16 protein-coding genes are annotated in these 12,083 nt (G+C 72.4%); 11 read left to right on the forward strand and 5 right to left on the reverse strand.

Annotated elements, in window-relative coordinates; all coding sequences use genetic code 11:
- Window positions 1-133: 133 nt before the first annotated feature.
- The 4 genes from FS532_RS09990 to FS532_RS10005 all read left to right on the forward strand — a co-directional run bounded on the left by FS532_RS09990 (window position 134) and on the right by FS532_RS10005 (window position 3,519).
- Window positions 134-973: a hypothetical protein gene (locus FS532_RS09990; RefSeq protein WP_144753412.1), complete on the forward strand. Its 840-nt coding sequence runs from the start codon at window positions 134-136 to the stop codon at window positions 971-973.
- Complete coding sequence (locus tag FS532_RS09995) at window positions 970-1,446, forward strand: SprT-like domain-containing protein (protein ID WP_144753414.1); 477 nt, start codon at window positions 970-972, stop codon at window positions 1,444-1,446. The genes FS532_RS09990 and FS532_RS09995 overlap by 4 nt, the downstream gene beginning before the upstream one ends.
- Window positions 1,447-1,493: 47 nt before the next feature.
- Window positions 1,494-2,189: a CGNR zinc finger domain-containing protein gene (locus FS532_RS10000; protein WP_144753417.1), complete on the forward strand. Its 696-nt coding sequence runs from the start codon at window positions 1,494-1,496 to the stop codon at window positions 2,187-2,189.
- A gap of 73 nt (window positions 2,190-2,262) precedes the next feature.
- The gene (locus FS532_RS10005) at window positions 2,263-3,519 is read left to right on the forward strand and encodes an Nramp family divalent metal transporter (RefSeq protein WP_144753420.1); all 1,257 of its coding nucleotides are present in this window, start codon (window positions 2,263-2,265) and stop codon (window positions 3,517-3,519) included.
- A gap of 7 nt (window positions 3,520-3,526) precedes the next feature.
- Here FS532_RS10005 and FS532_RS10010 read toward each other — a convergent pair whose 3' ends face one another.
- A complete protein-coding gene (locus FS532_RS10010; RefSeq protein WP_144753423.1) occupies window positions 3,527-3,829 on the reverse strand; it encodes a DUF427 domain-containing protein in 303 nt (100 codons plus the stop codon).
- A gap of 37 nt (window positions 3,830-3,866) precedes the next feature.
- Entirely contained in the window at window positions 3,867-4,487 is a 621-nt protein-coding gene (locus FS532_RS10015) for a 2-phosphosulfolactate phosphatase (RefSeq protein WP_260852632.1), read from the reverse strand.
- 96 nt (window positions 4,488-4,583) lie between these two features.
- Here FS532_RS10015 and FS532_RS10020 point away from each other — a divergent pair, with 96 nt between their 5' ends.
- From FS532_RS10020 to FS532_RS10035, 4 genes are all read left to right on the forward strand, one after another.
- Complete coding sequence (locus FS532_RS10020; protein ID WP_144753425.1) at window positions 4,584-5,216, forward strand: GNAT family N-acetyltransferase; 633 nt, start codon at window positions 4,584-4,586, stop codon at window positions 5,214-5,216.
- A 39-nt stretch (window positions 5,217-5,255) separates the two neighbouring features.
- On the forward strand, window positions 5,256-5,747 hold the full coding sequence (locus FS532_RS10025) for a hypothetical protein (protein WP_144753428.1): 492 nt from the start codon (window positions 5,256-5,258) through the stop codon (window positions 5,745-5,747).
- Window positions 5,748-5,875: 128 nt separating this feature from the next.
- Entirely contained in the window at window positions 5,876-6,445 is a 570-nt protein-coding gene (locus FS532_RS10030) for a DUF1684 domain-containing protein (protein WP_144754270.1), read from the forward strand.
- A gap of 10 nt (window positions 6,446-6,455) precedes the next feature.
- A complete protein-coding gene (locus FS532_RS10035; protein ID WP_144753431.1) occupies window positions 6,456-6,815 on the forward strand; it encodes a GntR family transcriptional regulator in 360 nt (119 codons plus the stop codon).
- Between the two features lie 153 nt (window positions 6,816-6,968).
- Here FS532_RS10035 and FS532_RS10040 read toward each other — a convergent pair whose 3' ends face one another.
- On the reverse strand, window positions 6,969-7,802 hold the full coding sequence (locus tag FS532_RS10040; RefSeq protein ID WP_222121971.1) for an endo alpha-1,4 polygalactosaminidase: 834 nt from the start codon (window positions 7,800-7,802) through the stop codon (window positions 6,969-6,971).
- 230 nt (window positions 7,803-8,032) lie between these two features.
- On the opposite strand from FS532_RS10040, the gene FS532_RS10045 reads away from it, so the two are divergent.
- On the forward strand, window positions 8,033-9,640 hold the full coding sequence (locus FS532_RS10045) for a DEAD/DEAH box helicase (RefSeq protein WP_144753434.1): 1,608 nt from the start codon (window positions 8,033-8,035) through the stop codon (window positions 9,638-9,640).
- Window positions 9,641-9,762: 122 nt separating this feature from the next.
- Complete coding sequence (locus tag FS532_RS10050) at window positions 9,763-9,966, forward strand: CsbD family protein (RefSeq protein WP_097181291.1); 204 nt, start codon at window positions 9,763-9,765, stop codon at window positions 9,964-9,966.
- Between the two features lie 86 nt (window positions 9,967-10,052).
- On the opposite strand, the gene FS532_RS10055 is transcribed toward FS532_RS10050, so the two are convergent.
- On the reverse strand, window positions 10,053-10,595 hold the full coding sequence (locus FS532_RS10055; protein ID WP_079237421.1) for an NUDIX hydrolase family protein: 543 nt from the start codon (window positions 10,593-10,595) through the stop codon (window positions 10,053-10,055).
- An 85-nt stretch (window positions 10,596-10,680) separates the two neighbouring features.
- Between FS532_RS10055 and FS532_RS10060 the strand changes: the two genes are divergently transcribed.
- On the forward strand, window positions 10,681-11,298 hold the full coding sequence (locus FS532_RS10060) for an alpha/beta hydrolase (protein ID WP_186321983.1): 618 nt from the start codon (window positions 10,681-10,683) through the stop codon (window positions 11,296-11,298).
- Between the two features lie 140 nt (window positions 11,299-11,438).
- On the opposite strand, the gene FS532_RS10065 is transcribed toward FS532_RS10060, so the two are convergent.
- Complete coding sequence (locus tag FS532_RS10065) at window positions 11,439-12,080, reverse strand: PadR family transcriptional regulator (RefSeq protein WP_440130709.1); 642 nt, start codon at window positions 12,078-12,080, stop codon at window positions 11,439-11,441.
- Window positions 12,081-12,083 lie beyond the last annotated feature (3 nt).

Raw genomic sequence — 12,083 nt, forward strand, 5'->3', positions numbered from 1 at the left:
CGCCCGACACGGCGCACCCGAACGGCCCGTCGTGCACCAGCACGGCGGGCCGTTCGGCGTCCAGGACGAAACGCGTGACCCCCGTGCGCGTGGCACCGCGCACTCTCGGGTCGGCGTGGTTACCCTCGAACCGATGTCCCTCCCGCCCGACGACCGCCAGCAGCCCGACCGCCTCGACCGCGCCCGGGAACCGCGCCACGCAGCGCCCGTGACGGCCGGGGTCAGCCCGGGCAGCACCTTCGCCCCGATCAGCCTGCGCCCCGCCGTCGACGCCGACGCGATCCAGCAGCGCCTGCGCGACCTCGGGCAGAGCCGCAGCACCGAGGCCCTCGCCGAACGCGCCGAACTCCTCCGGCTGCTCGGTCGACTCGACGAGTCGCTCGTGATCGCGGAGGAGGTCTTCCGGCTGACGATGTTCACCGGGGAGCGCTCGGACAAGGTCTCCGCCCGGATCCGCCGCGCGCACGTGCTGCACGACCTCGGCCGGTACGAGCGTGCCGCCACCGAGTCCGCCATGGCACGCGACACCGCTCGGACCGAGGAGTGGCCGGAGCTCGAGGGCGCCGCCGCCGAGCTCGAGGGCTGGTCGCTGTTCGAGCTGTCCCGGTTCGAGGAAGCGCGTTCGGCCCTCTCCCGCGCGTACCAGGCGTTCCGGCAGGCCGGAGCACCGTCGGAGCGCACCGAGGCCCTGCGGACCGCCGTGGAGGCCGCCCTCCGCGCCTCCGTCGCCCAGCCCAAGGACGAGGACCGTCCCCGCACCGCTCGCGAGGTCGCCGCCCGCCGCTCCGAGGAGGACGAGCCGCAGACCCGTGTCGCCGAACCGGTGAAGCAGGTCCCACCGATCCGCCGCCGCGTGCTCGGCGCCCCGGACGCAGCGCGGACGGAGGCCGACGACCTCTGGGGTCGCATCGCCGCACGCGCTGCGCAGAAGGGCCAGGCCGGACGGGGCGATCCCGACGACGACGTGCGGTGACGACGCTCGAGGCGGTCCGGGCTCGCGCCGAACACCTCATGGCGGCGCACCTCGGGGCCGGGGGCTGGTCGTTCGCCTTCGACCACGCGAAGACCCGCGCCGGGCAGTGCGACTTCGCCCGGAGGCGCATCACGGTGAGCCGGCACCTGGCCGTGCGGTTCTCCGAGGACGACGTCGACCAGGTGCTGCTGCACGAGATCGCGCACGCGCTGGCGGGTCCCCGCGCGGGGCACGGGCAGCGCTGGCGACGGACGGCGGCGGCGCTCGGGTACACCGGTTCGCGGCTGTACGACGGCCCGGTGGCGAGCGAGCTCGCGCCGTGGATCGGCACCTGCCCGGCCGGCCACGAGCACTTCCGCTACCGCACGCCGACGCGGCCGTTGGCGTGCGCCGCGTGTTCGAGACGGTTCGACGCTCGCAACGTGATCACGTGGCGCCGACGGAGCGAGACCGAGCGCCGAGCTACCGCATGACGACCGGACCGCTCGGAGGCGCGCCGGTAACCCGTTAGCCTGGGCGGATGCACACGGGGCAGCACATCCGGACCGACGCCGGTTCCACCTGGTTCTTCGACGCGGGACGGATCGCCCTCGACTTCGCGCACACCGGTGGGTTCGCCGACGACCCGGACGGTCGACGTCCGCGTGCACAGCTCGGGGAGCTGCTGATGACCCCAGCCGACCTGGACGAGTGGTTGACCGACCACACCGAGCCGATCGACGTCGGAGCGACGGCGCGTGAGCTGCAGGACGCCCGTGCACTCCGCGCCGCGATCGCCCGCTTGGCCGTCGCCGCGGCCCCCGGTCCGGCGTCCACCGCCGCCGAGCGCACCGCGGTGGCCGCGGGGCTGCGCGCTGGCACCGGTCGCACCCGCCCCGCACCCGACGACATCGACACCGTCAACCTGTTCGCCGCGCTGCCGGACGTACCCCCGAGCCTGCCGGGTGGTCGACGTCGCGCCGGGGCGAACCGGGTGCGGCTCGCGCAAGCGCTGTCGAGCGTCGCACGGGACGCGGTGTCCCTGTTCACCGAGGTCGGCTTCGACGACGTCGCGGCCGACGGACAGCCCACCCGCCTGAGCCGCTGCTCGGCGGACGACTGCGGGCTGGTGTTCTACGACTCCTCGCGCGGGGGCACGCGCCGCTGGTGTTCGATGCAGCGCTGCGGGAACCGGGCGAAGGTGCGGGCGCACCGAGCGCGACGCGCAACGGCCTGACCGTCGCACTGCGTGTTGCAAAGACACGAATTCAAGGATTCGGTGCGCCGAATTCTCTGGCATGCTGGACGGCATGACCGACACGGCGACCCCGCCCACCACCCGTGACCCCGCGATCCCGCGCCGTCGTGGTGCGAGCCTGACGCTGCTCGGTCCCGCGTTCGTCGCCGCGATCGCCTACGTCGACCCGGGAAACGTCGCCGCCAACCTCACGGCCGGGGCGAAGTACGGCTACCTGCTGCTCTGGGTCCTCGTCGCCGCGAACGCCAGCGCCGTCGTCGTGCAGTACCTCTCCGCGAAGCTCGGTGTCGTCACCGGGAAGTCCCTGCCGGAGCACCTCGGGCTCCGGATGAAGCGCACGCCCCGGCTGCTGTTCTGGGCACAGGCCGAGATCGTGGCGGCAGCGACCGACGTCGCCGAGGTCATCGGCGGCGCACTCGCCCTGCACCTGCTGTTCGGGGTGCCGCTCGTCGCCGGGGGCGTCATCACGGGCGTCGTCTCGATGCTCATCCTCGCCCTGCACAGCCGCCGGGGCACCAGGACGTTCGAGGTCGTCGTCACCGCGATGCTGGCGATCCTGACCGTCGGGTTCTGCGCCGGATTGCTGTTCGCGCAGGTGTCGCCTGGTGAGCTCGTCGCCGGGCTCGTGCCACGCTTCCAGGGCGCCGAGTCGGTGATGCTCGCGGCGTCGATGCTCGGCGCGACCGTCATGCCGCACGCCGTCTACCTGCACTCGGCCCTCGCTCGGGACCGGCACGGCGACGTCCCCGCCGGACCCGAACGCCGCCGGGTGCTCGTCGCGACCCGGTGGGACGTCGGGCTCGCGCTCGTCGTGGCCGGTGGCGTGAACATCTGCATGCTCGTGCTCGCCGCCGCGACGCTGCCCGGGGTGTCCGGCACCGACTCGATCCCCGGGGCCCAGCAGGCCATCGCCGCCAACGTGGGGCCGGTCGTCGGCGTGCTGTTCGCGGTGGGGCTGCTGGCGTCGGGGCTCGCCTCCACCTCGGTGGGCTGCATGGCCGGCGCGGAGATCATGCACGGACTGCTGCACGTCCGGGTGCCCCTGATCGTGCGGCGGCTCGTCACCCTGGTGCCGGCGATCGTCCTGCTCGCGGTCAACGCCGACGCGACGATGCTGCTCGTGGTCAGCCAGGTCGTGCTGAGCTTCGGGATCGCGTTCGCGATCGTGCCGCTCGTGGTCTACACCTCACGGCGGAGCGTGATGGGGGCGGACGTCAACGCGATGACCACCCGCGTGGTGGCGGGGGTCATCGCGTTGGTGATCGTGGCGCTCAACGTCGCGCTCATCGCGCTGACGCTGGCCGGCTGAGCCGCGTCTACTCGATGACGCGGACGCCCTTCCAGAAGGCGACGTAGCCCGAGTAGTCCTTGCCGACGCGGTCGAACGACGACGGGATCGGCGTCGGGTACGACCACGCGTTGTCCTGCAGCGCCTGGCCGTCGACGTTCACGGTGAAGTACTGGGTGTCGCCCTTCCACGGGCAGTGGTACTGGGTGGGGCTCTCGGTAAACAGCTCGGACTTCACGCTCGACGGCGGGAAGTACCAGTTGCCCTCGATCTGGATGAGGTCCTCCTGCGGGGCCTCGGCGATCACGGTGTCTCCGACGACTGCCTTCATGGCGTGCTCCTTCGCTCTTCGGGTGACGACCGGAACGCTACGCGCGACGGGTCGATTCCCGCAGGGTGACGAGTTCGCCACCGGCGGCGAGCGCCGCGTGCACCGCCTCCGGCCCAAGTGCGGCAGCCGCCTCGGACGCGCTGACGAGGTGCCTCACCGCTCGGCGCAGTCCCGTGTACGCCGCGCAGGCAGCCGCCGCCTCTGGTGAGGTGTGGTCGATGCCGACCTCGGCGAGCGCGTCGACGAGGGCTCCGGCAGCGAGGAGGTCCTCGACCGCGAAGTCGGGTGCGTCCGGCACGTCGGCGGTCTCACCGGCGGCCTCCGCCGCGTCGTCACCGGGTGCGTGGTGGCGTCCGGCGGCGACGATCGCGACGACACAGCGGTCACCGCGTTCGGCCTGGAGGCGCGTCACGCGTTCCGCGATCGCCCGTGCGTTGCCGAGGTGGCCGAGCACCACCTCCGGACCGTCCGGCAGCTGGGCGGTGACGGCGCGGAGCGCCCGCTGCGTGCGGTCGCCGTACACCGTCGCCTTGGCCGTCGCCGTCGCCGGCAGGACGTCGATCCAGACGATGAGGTGGGTGTCTGGCGCGATGCGCGCCGCACCACCGATCCCCCATGCGAGACGGACCTGGTACCGCTGCTGCGTGCGTGCTGCCACCCGCTCCACGATAGCCGCCGGGAGCACCCTGACCTTTTCCACAGATGGCCCCTCGTCGGGACTTCGCCAGGGTCGGCGACCGTAGGATTTGGTGCCATGGAGATCGCCCCCGCACCCACCCTGACCGGCGACCGTGTGACGCTCGAGCCCCTCGGGCCGGAGCACGCGGACGACCTGCGGGCGGCGGTCGCTGACGGCGATCTCTGGCGCACCTGGTACACCTCGATCCCGGCGCCGGCGCAGGTCGACGACGAGATCGACCGTCGCCTCGCCGAACAGGCCGCCGGTCGCATGGTGCCGTTCGCGGTGCGCGACCGTCCGACCGGCCGCGTGGTGGGGTCGACCACCTTCCTGAGCCCGGACACCGCGAACCGACGCGTGGAGATCGGGGCGACCTTCCTGTCGCGGTCCTCGCAGCGGTCGGGCATCAACACCGAGGCGAAGCTGCTCATGCTGTCGCACGCGTTCGACGTCTGGCAGTGCATCGCGGTGGAGTTCCGGACGCACTGGCACAACACGCAGTCCCGCACGGCGATCGCAGCGCTCGGGGCCAAGCAGGACGGCGTGCTGCGGAACCACTCGGTCGGACGGGACGGCACCCTCCGCGACACCGTGGTGTTCTCGATCATCGCGTCCGAGTGGCCGACCGTCCGGCTCTCGCTGGCGGAGCGCCTGCGGCGGCACGACCGGGCCGAGGGGTCCCGACGCCGGTCGGCTCGGCACGCCTGACCCGACGGCACCCGGCACGGTCCGAGTAGCGTTCGGGGCGTGCACGTCGGCATCCGGATCGTCCTCGACGCGCCGGTCGAGGCCGTGCGCGACGCCCTGCTGTCCCCGTCGGTGATGGTGGCGGTCACGAAACCGTTCCTCGTCTACCGGTCCCGCGACCCGCAGGGATTCCCCGCGCGGTGGGTCCCCGGTGAGCCGCACCCGATCACGGCGAGTGCGTTCGGTCTGGTGCCGAGCGGCGACACGCACGTGGACATCGACCTGTACGACGTCGAGGGCGTGCCCGTGCAGCGCGACAACGGGGGTGGCACCAGTGGCCTCTTCGGGCGCATGACCATGCAGCACCGGATGGCCGTCCGACCAGCGCCGGACGAACGGACCCTGCTGATCGACCGGCTCACCTACCGGATGCGCCCGAGTGCGCTCGGCGTCCTGCTGTGGCCGGGGATGTGGGTCATCTGGCAGTGGCGCGCGCTCCGGATGCGGCAGCTCGCACCGCAGTGGCGGCGACCCCGTCGGGCCGCGGCCTGACCGACGGACGCACCACGGGCCTCCCGGCCGGCGCGCAACGGGCGTACGCTCGCACCGTGAGCCAGACGCATGAGCCGGCAACCGACGACCGCGTGCACAGCACGCTCGCCACCGTGGACTGGCGGCGGATGACCTTCGACCTGTACCGCCGCGTCCGGGCGACCGCCGATCCGGAGACCGCGCACGCGATGTGGCGCGAGACCCGGGACGCGATGTTCGGTGAGCACCCCGCGAGCCCGCTCCTCGACGAGGACGCCCGCGACTTCGAGTCCCTGCCCGTCCCGGACTACGACCCGGCCTGGCGCTTCCGCGCCCGTGTCGAGCCGGCCGAGGCCCTGGCGATGGACGTCGAGACCGGCACGGACGGCACCGTGCACTTCGACCGACTCGGCATCGTGTCCCTGCCCGGCGTCGGGACGCTCGACGTGTGGTCGCACGGCGGCTACGCGGGCGGTGTCTTCGTCCCCGTCAAGGACGCCAGCGCCGGCAAGGCCCGCGGGACGTACGGCGGTGGCCGCTACCTGCTGGACACGATCAAGGGCGCCGACCTCGGCGGCGACGACGGCGAACTCGTCCTCGACTTCAACTTCGCGTACAACCCGTCGTGCGCGTACGACCCAGCGTGGGCGTGCCCGCTCGCGCCTCCGGGCAACACCGTCGCGGTGCCGATCCCCGTCGGCGAGCAGTACGACTTCTAGGGTGGAGCACATGTCGGGTCTCGTCGCGATCGACGCCGGAGGGCGTGTCCCCCCGTTCGAACAGGTGCGGTCGCAGATCGCCGCGCAGATCGGTGCGGGGTACCTCGTCGACGGTGAACGCCTGCCGAGCGTCCGGGGGCTGGCCGACGAGCTCGGTCTCGCCGCGGGGACGGTCGCGAAGGCCTACCAGCTCCTCGAGGAGTCCGGCCTCGTGCACACCGCACGAGGTGCCGGCACCCGGGTGATCCGTCCGGCGGACGTCCCGGAACCGGTGACCGAGGCCGCACGCGCACTCGCCGCCGCTGCCCGGGCCGCTGGGCTCTCCGCCGACCAGGCCGCGACGGCACTCCGGGACGCCTGGCCCGCCTGACGGGTGCGCGCTGACGCCGCGCTGCCGCAGTGTGCGAGGTTCCGCGCTCGGTGCGAGGCCGCGCGCGTCCCACGGTGCGCGGAACCTCGCACCGTGGCGTGCGCACATCGCGCGGGCCTCGCACCGTGCGAGGTGCCGGGCCGCCGCCGACCGTCAGCAGTGCTCGAACACGTAGTCGTCGTGGGACGGCGTCACGAGGTCACGGTCGCGCAGGATCGTCATCGCCGGACGGTCGTCGTCCGCGCACACCGACGACCACGACCGGTCGGTGTTGTCCGAGTACTCGACGTCGATGACGTGCTGCCCGTAGGCCTTCGTGTACGCCGAGCACTCCTGGTACTCGACGCACTCCTCGGCGACGACGAAGTCGAACCCCGTGCTCTTCCGCCCGGAGGCCCCGAGCTGCGGCGTGTTCTTCTGCCCGACTGCCAGCCCGTGCTCGTGCCCGACCTCGACCAGGGCACGGGCGAGCGCCAGGTTGCCCGCGCGGGTGAGCGCACCGTGCGACCGGGTCCACGAGTCGAGGTTGTCGAACTCCACCGCGTCGAACCCGCGGTCGGCGCAGCGGGCGATCGACGTCGTCAGGACCTTCGTGATCGTGGACCGTGCCGCAGCCGTGGAGGTGTCGAGGAGCATCTCGTCCGGCCACCCCGGGTCGGAAACGGGCTTCCCGTCGTCGTCGCGCAGGACCGCCGACGGGTGGTCGTCGAGCCATGCGTCGGCGTCGCCCGGCTGGGTCTGGAAGCCGTTCACGTAGCAGATCGAGTACTTCCCGGCGGCCGGGCGGTCCGTGCTGTCCCGCTCGACGATCGTCACCCCGGCCGGCGGCGTGTAGCCCCCGCCGAGCTGGTAGTCCGGGATCCCCGAGGCGGGCAGGTTCTCGTAGGAGGAAGACGACGACCCAGACCCGGTTGCCGCGCACCCAGACAGCCCGATCACCGCCACCACGGCCATCGCGGCCGCACCAAGGACTGTCCGTTCTCGCACGCCCAGATCCTCGCACGCTATGATGGACGTACTCGAGGCGCCGATCGCCTCGTGCGTCGTACGGACGCCCCCGAACTCCCGGTCCACGGACCGATGATCGAGCACCTCCCGAAGGTGCCAGGCTTCTCTGCTGCGGCGACTGCGCCAGCCACACCCGTTGGCGCGCATCCCGCCCGCGCGCTGCCCCAGAGCGCGCCCACAGCCGGAGTCCTCCGGCTCGAAAGGTCACCATGACCAACGAAGACATCCGTTTCTCCGACCTCGGCGTCCCCGCGCCGATGGTCGACGTCCTCGCCCAGCAGGGCAAGGAGACCGCGTTCCCGATCCAGGCCGACACACTCCCCGACTCGCTCAAGGGCAAGGACGTGCTCGGTCGCGGCCGCACCGGTTCCGGCAAGACGATCGCCTTCGCGATCCCGCTCGCCGCCCGGCTCGCCGCGAACCCGCGCAAGCGCCGCGCCGGTCGCCCCCGCGCGCTGGTGCTCGCCCCGACCCGTGAGCTCGCGACGCAGATCGACGCGACACTCGCCCCCCTCGCCAAGGCGATGGGCCTCAACACGACGACGATCTTCGGCGGTGTCGGTCAGGGCCGTCAGGTCGACGCGCTCCGCGGTGGCGTCGACGTGGTCGTCGCCTGCCCGGGTCGCCTCGCCGACCTCATGCAGCAGGGCCACGTGCAGCTCGACGCCATCGAGGTCACCGTCCTCGACGAGGCCGACCACATGGCCGACATGGGCTTCCTGCCCGGCGTGACGAAGATCATGCAGGCGACGCCCGAGCAGGGGCAGCGTCTGCTGTTCTCCGCGACGCTCGACAACGGCGTGGACAAGCTCGTCAAGAAGTTCCTGCACAACCCGGTGATGCACTCGGTCGACGACGAGACCAGCCCGGTCGAGGCCATGACGCACCACCTGTTCGAGGTCGCCGACGCCGACGCGAAGAAGGACCTCGTCCGGACCCTCGCGAGCGGCACCGGTCGTCGCATCCTCTTCATGCGCACGAAGCACCACGCCAAGCGTCTCGCGAAGCAGCTCAGCAGCCAGGGCATCCCGGCCGTCGACCTGCAGGGCAACCTCTCGCAGGGTGCTCGTGAGCGGAACCTCGCGAAGTTCTCCTCCGGCGAGGCCCTCGTGCTCGTCGCCACCGACGTCGCCGCCCGTGGCGTGCACGTCGACCACGTCGAGCTCGTCGTCCACGTCGACCCGCCGACCGAGCACAAGGCGTACCTGCACCGTTCGGGCCGCACCGCGCGTGCCGGTTCCTCCGGTGACGTCGTCACCGTCACGATGCCGGCCGAGCGTCGCGACGTAGCGCAGATGATGCGTGCGGCCGCGATCAAGGTCACACCGCAACAGGTCACGGCGAACTCCCCCGCCGTCTCGGAGCTCGTCGGCGAGGTCGCTCCGGTCCGCCACGTCGCCCCGGAGCAGCCGGCACAGCAGCAGCGTCAGCCCAAGCAGCGGACGAACGAGTCCGACAGTGCGGGTGGCGGTCGTCGCCGTGGTCGCGGCGGTCGGTCTGGAGGCGCGGCGCAGCCCGCGCGCACCGGCTCGGCTTCCGGGTCGTCCGGTGCAGGGCGTCGCGGCGGTCGTCCCGCCGAGGCCGGCGCCGGCGCGTCGGCCGGCTCCGCCGGTGGGCAGCGTTCCGCTGCCGCGTCCGGTGGTCGCCGCAGTGGCGGCAGCCGTCGCGCGTCGAGCGACACCGTCCGCGGTGGGTCCGCTCCGGTCTGGTCCTCGGAGGGCGGCTACGCCGCCGGCCGTGGTGCCGGCTCCGAGTCGGGCGGCAATCGTCGAGGTGGCTCGCGCCGCGCGTCCCGTCCCGCCGGTTCCGCGCGCTGACCCCTCGGGGGACAACCTCCACGCCCCCTGGGCACGGACGGGTTCCCGGCGCGTAGGTTCTCCTTCACCGGATGCCGCGCAAGCGACTGACGGGGAACTGTCCGCTGTCGGAAGGAGAGCCTATGGCTGGGATCGAAGACGTCAAGAACGCCGCTGCGAAGGCAGCAGGCAAGGCCAAGGAAGCCGTCGGGAACGTGACGGACAACGACCGCCTCAAGGCTGAAGGCAAGACCGATCAGGTCAAGGCCGACACCAAGCAGGCAGGTACGAACGTCAAGGACGCCGCTTCAGGCGTCGCCGACAGCCTCAAGAACGAGAACAAGTAAGCCGGTCCAGTACCGCGCTGCGAAGCCCCCGGTTCCGATTCGGATCCGGGGGCTTCGTCGTGCGCGGGGCAGGTCGACGGGAACGGCTACATGAGTGCGCCGACGGACGCGAGGCCCGCGCGCAGGAGTGCTCCGCGACCGCCCTCCATCTCGTCGGCGACGGCGTCCGACGCGGCTTCCATCGGGCTCATCCACGTCAGCTCGAGGGCGTCCTGCCGGGGCTCGCACGTGCCGGTCACGGGGACGACGTACGCCAGGGAGATCGCGTGCTGCCGTTCGTCCGTGTACACCGAGGCGCCGGGCAGCGGGAAGTACTCCGCCACCGTGAACGGCGTCGGACTCGAGGGCAGCTGCGGGAACGCCATCGGGCCGAGGTCCTTCTCGAGGTGCCGGAACAGCGCCGTGCGGATCGACTCCCCGTACATCACGCGGCCGGACACGAGCGTGCGGGCGATCGACCCGCTCGGGGACACGCGGAGCAGCACGCCCACCTCGGTGACGACACCGAGACCGTCGGTGCGGACGGGGACCGCCTCGACGTAGCAGATCGGCAGTCGACGGCGGACGTTCGCGAGCTCCTCGTCGGACAGCCAGCCGGAGTCGGGGTCGGGGGTGCGCAGCGAGGCCATGCACCGTGTCTACCAGTCGCCCCGGCGAGTTCGGCGCAAGGCGCGGGGGTTGGGGATGGTTGATGCGTCAACTAAAGTCTTGCACATGATCGATCGCGACGTCGTGCAGTGGACCCGGGACCCCTCCGAGCGGTCGGGCACGCCGCTCCTCGTGACCATGCACGGGGTGGGGTCGAACGAACGCGACCTGCTCGGACTCGCGCCGGCGCTGCCGTCGTCGTGGACCCTGGCGTCACTGCGTGCACCGATGCCGTGGGGGCAGGGGTTCAGCTGGTACCCGCTCGGCACGCCGGGCTCCCCCGCGCTCGAACCGGTCGACGAGTCGGTGTCCGGCGTGCTCGACTGGATCGACTCCGTCGCCGCCGACCACCCGCGGATCGGACTGCTCGGGTTCTCGCAGGGCGGGTCGATGGCACTGCAGCTGCTGCGCGCTCGACCGTCGGGGTTCGCGTTCGCGGTGTCCCTGTCGGGCTTCGTCGTGCCGGGCGTCACCGACGGTCGGGACACCGCCGTGGAGCAGGTCCGGCCGCGGGTGTTCCTCGGGCACGGCGACCTCGACCCGGTGATCCCGGCCGAGGCCACCGCTCGGGCGCAGGCATGGGCCGCCGCGCACACCGCTGTGACGGACCGCACCTACGAGGGCCTGCCGCACGCGGTGTCCGCCGCGGAGTTGGCGGACGTGGCCGCGTTCATCGGCGGCTGACGGCTCTCGACGCCACCGGACGACGAACGGGAGCGCGCCCCGCTCGGCGGCAACGCGAAGCGTTGCGCGGGGCGCGCCGACCGAGCCTGCGAGGGAGGAGTGCCAGCTGGCACCGTGCCTCCCGTCCGCCGTTTCCGACGTCAGTCGGCGAGGATCTGCAGGAGGTCCTTTCGGAGCTGGTCGATCTTGGCCGTGGCCGCCTTCGTCTGCTCCTCCGTCGCGCTGGTGCGGTACATGTGCAGCACGCCCATGGTCTTGCGGAGCGCCTCGATGAACTCGCGTGACGAGTCCGGGAGGCCCGGCGCCTCGAAGGCCGCGGCGATCTCGTCCGCCTTCGCCTCGGCCTCGGCCTTGCCGGCGTCGGTGAGCTCGAAGAGCGTCTTGCGACCGTCTCCCGTGGAGACGACGAGCTCTTCGTCGACGAGCTGCTGGAGGGTCGGGTAGACCGAACCTGGGCTCGGCTTCCAGGCGCCGCCGGTGCGCTCGGCGATGGTCTTGATCACGGCGTAGCCGTTCTGCGGGCCCTCGGCCAGCAGGCCGAGGATCGCGAGGCGGACGTCGCCGCGACGGCGGCGCTCACGGCCGAAGCCGGGCCCACCGAAACCGGGACCCCCGAAACCGGGGCCGAAGCCGCGACCGAAGCCGGGGCCGAAGCCACCGCGTCCGCCATGGTCGTGGTCACCGCGGTCGCGGCCGGGGAAGCCGGCGCCGTGGTGCTGCCGCGCGCCGCCGAACCGGGGGCCGCGCGGGTGCTGGTGGTTGTTGATGTTGTCGTCGTACATGGG

It is taken from the genome of Curtobacterium pusillum (assembly GCF_007673235.1).
Taxonomy (GTDB): Bacteria; Actinomycetota; Actinomycetes; order Actinomycetales; family Microbacteriaceae; genus Curtobacterium; species Curtobacterium pusillum_C.

Coding starts and splice junctions, on each gene's coding strand:
- FS532_RS09990 (WP_144753412.1), top strand. CDS start 134: ATGTCCCTCCCGCCCGACGACCGCCAGCAGCCCGACCGCCTCGACCGC.
- FS532_RS10000 (WP_144753417.1), top strand. CDS start 1,494: ATGCACACGGGGCAGCACATCCGGACCGACGCCGGTTCCACCTGGTTC.
- FS532_RS10005 (WP_144753420.1), top strand. CDS start 2,263: ATGACCGACACGGCGACCCCGCCCACCACCCGTGACCCCGCGATCCCG.
- FS532_RS10010 (WP_144753423.1), bottom strand. CDS start 3,829: ATGAAGGCAGTCGTCGGAGACACCGTGATCGCCGAGGCCCCGCAGGAG.
- FS532_RS10020 (WP_144753425.1), top strand. CDS start 4,584: ATGGAGATCGCCCCCGCACCCACCCTGACCGGCGACCGTGTGACGCTC.
- FS532_RS10030 (WP_144754270.1), top strand. CDS start 5,876: ATGACCTTCGACCTGTACCGCCGCGTCCGGGCGACCGCCGATCCGGAG.
- FS532_RS10035 (WP_144753431.1), top strand. CDS start 6,456: ATGTCGGGTCTCGTCGCGATCGACGCCGGAGGGCGTGTCCCCCCGTTC.
- FS532_RS10045 (WP_144753434.1), top strand. CDS start 8,033: ATGACCAACGAAGACATCCGTTTCTCCGACCTCGGCGTCCCCGCGCCG.
- FS532_RS10050 (WP_097181291.1), top strand. CDS start 9,763: ATGGCTGGGATCGAAGACGTCAAGAACGCCGCTGCGAAGGCAGCAGGC.
- FS532_RS10055 (WP_079237421.1), bottom strand. CDS start 10,595: ATGGCCTCGCTGCGCACCCCCGACCCCGACTCCGGCTGGCTGTCCGAC.
- FS532_RS10060 (WP_186321983.1), top strand. CDS start 10,681: ATGATCGATCGCGACGTCGTGCAGTGGACCCGGGACCCCTCCGAGCGG.
- FS532_RS10065 (WP_440130709.1), bottom strand. CDS start 12,080: ATGTACGACGACAACATCAACAACCACCAGCACCCGCGCGGCCCCCGG.